This is a genomic window from Methanospirillum sp., assembly GCF_028679455.1.
Taxonomy (GTDB): domain Archaea; phylum Halobacteriota; class Methanomicrobia; order Methanomicrobiales; family Methanospirillaceae; genus Methanospirillum.
Genome location: NZ_JAJRBM010000462.1, coordinates 1 through 3,397, shown reverse-complemented (window position 1 = coordinate 3,397; position 3,397 = coordinate 1). Strand labels below are relative to the sequence as shown.

3 protein-coding genes are annotated in these 3,397 nt (G+C 48.3%); 1 reads left to right on the top strand and 2 read right to left on the bottom strand.

Annotation, left to right across the window (positions count from 1 at the left end):
• A partial coding sequence (locus LUQ50_RS15885) for an FmdE family protein (protein ID WP_300041421.1) occupies positions 1-1,054 on the bottom strand: 1,054 nt, incomplete at its 3' end.
• Positions 1,055-1,267: 213 nt separating this feature from the next.
• Here LUQ50_RS15885 and LUQ50_RS15880 point away from each other — a divergent pair.
• Complete coding sequence (locus tag LUQ50_RS15880) at positions 1,268-1,891, top strand: ABC transporter permease (protein ID WP_367279029.1); 624 nt, start codon at positions 1,268-1,270, stop codon at positions 1,889-1,891.
• Positions 1,892-2,061: 170 nt separating this feature from the next.
• Here the strand turns inward: LUQ50_RS15880 and LUQ50_RS15875 are convergent.
• Positions 2,062-3,397 (bottom strand): NHL repeat-containing protein (locus LUQ50_RS15875; protein ID WP_300041419.1); only part of this gene is annotated, 1,336 nt, incomplete at its 5' end.

Genomic DNA, 3,397 nt, shown 5'->3' with positions numbered 1-3,397 from the left:
TCTTCAGTTTTGTCAGGTTTGCTTCATCAACCGGGAACTCTTTGAGTGTGGTGATGTAATTCTCGGGTTTGTCTACCATTGGCATCATCCCGATATCCTCAATCAGTTTAGGAGCCCATGAGGGCCCGGTCCAGTTGGTAACTCCGGTCTCATCACTGACTTTGTCAAAGTCAAACCCAAGAGCAACTCCGGTTCCTTTCTTTGCGGCATCATTCCAGCGGATGATGATCCCTGCCGGTCTGGTTCCGTATTTTGTTTTGAGTGCTGCCTCATCCTCAGCACTTAAGGCCATCACGAACTGGCTGTTCTTTCCCGGGGTAGAATCCCAGATCATCTGGAAGGCATCCTCTTTGCACCAGTTCGGGCTTCCGATATCGATGTAGGTCTCTGAGGTGTTGGTGATCGGGAGGTTCTTCTCCACGTACTTGATGATCATGTACCCTGAGGTAACACCTGGGCAGAGGTGGTCATGGAATGCAGCTGCGTTCATGAAGTCGTATGATGCCCCCTTTGCCCAGACATTTGAGAGTCCTATCAGGGAGAATTCGTTGCCACTGAATTTCTTCTTGGTAAATGTGGCATTTGCATCATCCGGCCTCGCGAGCATGGTGTCCAGGTCCACCATCATCAGCGAGATCTGGGAGAATACCTTGTCAGCCGGGAGGGATGCACGTTCCTCTCCGCTGATGCTGTTGGTTGTGGCATCGACCTCCATGTAGGCTGCAAGGCCGGTCTCTTTGTTGAAGAAGTAGAACCAGAGTGGTTTCCAGTTCGGCCGGTTCACCTGGAAGAGGTTACTGTCCCCGGTTTGGAGGCCTGATACCTCGGTTATGCCAGAGAGTGCCCGCTCGGTGGTCTCTCCCTTGATCTGTGCATGTCCGGCATTGGTGAGGGCGAGAATGTTCTCGTCACCAGGTTCGAACTTGAGAAGGTCCATTGCAACCGTGGCTGCCCGGGATCCGAGATCATATGCCAGATCAGAATCCGCGAGTGTCAGGCCCGGCAGAATACTGAGGCATAGGGTCAGAATTATCAGATACGCTAATCTCTTCATCGTACTCCCGCATGTATAGTATGATCAATCTGATGCATTTTTGACAATAATTGCCAGTGGTATAATCTGGTTATACTTGTCGACTATTATACTCATATGCATCTTATTCAGTTGTACTGAATTACTAATAATTAAGAATTTTGAAATTGTTCTGAATGTTCGTATTATCTTCCTCGAAAGAAATTCAGAATTTTGTGACATTCTCTATTTTATATGCACTTGATAATCAGGCCAAACCCTTGGGGAAAATTACATCCAGTTCCTCATACCCGGTATGGTTGCAATGAGCGTGCTCTTCACCTCGGTCTTTTCGGGTATTCAGATCATCTGGGACAAAAGTTTGGATTTTTAAAAGAGACTCTGGTTGCTCCGGTATCACGAATGGAGATCATCCTTGGACAGACATTTGGAGGAGATACGACAGCAGTGATTCAGGCCATAATGATCATGGTCTTCCCGCTCTTTCTGGGGGTGAACGTGCAGAGCATTTTCGGTTTTTTGATAGCACTCGGGTTCATGATCCTAATCGGGATCTCATTTACTGCCTTTAGTATCGCGATAGCATTGAGAATGGAGGATCTGACCGGGTTTCAACGGATCATGAACTGTGTCATCTTCCCGATATTCGGTCTTTCAGGGGCTATGTTTCCGATAAGTTCACTCCCCGGATGGCTCGGACCGATAACCATATTTGACCCTCTCATCTACGGGGTAGAAGGAATCAGGTACTGGCTGACCGGAGTCTCGCAGATCAGTCCGGCCATCATTTTTTGGTCATCGACGGCCTGTATCATGACGATCATCGGTTCATTTCTGTTCAGAAAGATCAGCATCTGATCCTTTTTTGTCTGTCAGATGAAAGGTGTCTGATTCCAGTGTTCGCATTATCAGAATCGCGATGATCCTCATTTGTGGTGATCGGTACTGGTTTGAGATTTGCTGAAGGGTGGAAGCCGCTCCACTGATTCCTGCTCGCCTGGATGAGCGAAGAACCTTCGATCAGGTTATTACGGCTCATACGTGCGGATCGCCTCCCAGGTCTTATTCCACCAATCGTCCATCGACTGGCTGAACCGTGCATACTGTTCATCCAGAGGGAGATCATCAGGCTTGAACGACTGATACTCCAGTATCACGATCCGGTTATTTCCCGTATCACTCACCAGAATCTTCTTGTCATCCAGGGATACCAGATCAGCAGGATGTTTCAATCCGGGAATAACCGGGATCGTCCCGTTTGAGAGGACTCCTCCCTGCGGGCTGAAGATCTGGATCCGGTTATTGCCCCGATCCGCAACCAGAATATTTCCATCAGGATCGATGCTGATCCCTTCAGGTTCATCAAGATCCCCCGCATCCGAACCATGTACACGCCAGGTGGAGATGAAATTCCCCTTCGTGTCATATACTTTGATACACGACGAGAGCAGATCCGTGACATACACCATCTCATTCCTGACCGTAATACCATACGGTCCCATGAGATGACCTCCCACATTGCCATATATGCCCCATCTGTAGAGTTCAACCCCGTCAGGCGAGTATTTGAAGATCTTATTATTTGCATAATCGGTCACATATACGAGGCCTTCTGTATCAATCGCGACACTGGTGGGTCTGGCTAGCCTGATTTCGTCCTGAGCCGGAAGCTCCCATTGCAGGATGAACTGTCCATCAGCAGTTAACTTCTGAATCCGGTGGTTGTTCGTATCAGCAACATATACGTACCCGGATTTGTCAGCTGCTACGTCAGAGGGATTGAAGAAGGCACCTGGTTCTGATCCTTTCGAACCCCAGACCCCGAGCAATACTCCATCAGCAGAGAACTTCTGGATTCGGTGATGGCCATAATCTGCAATGAAAATACTTCCGTCAGGCCCGACTGATACCCCGCCGGGAAGCAAGAGACCACCAGGGTCTGAAGATGGCAATCCCCACAAGGAGGAATGGGTAAACCTGATCAGTTCAGGTGTAACTGTCGGCTGCGTTCCATTAAAAACGTCCCATAGGAATGATCCCAAATCGTCATCTGACTGCATCAGTTTTTCCAGATCGATCAGATCCAGAAGCAGTGAGAACAGGGAAAAGAACAGGGGCTTTGGCGATTCTGTCTTATGGCCATCATGGATTTGGTCCCGGCTCTTCCCTTTTGATGGATCAAGTCTGATGATAGCGTTTCCATACGAGTTCGTGGTATAGATATCACCGGAGGATGAAAGAGAAAGTCCATTCATCCGGATTTTTTGTGACCCGGTTCTGGTATCTGGAACAATATCCTGAATGAATGTTCCGTTGGTGGAAAATTTCTGGATACGATAATTGTTCACATCCACAACATATAGA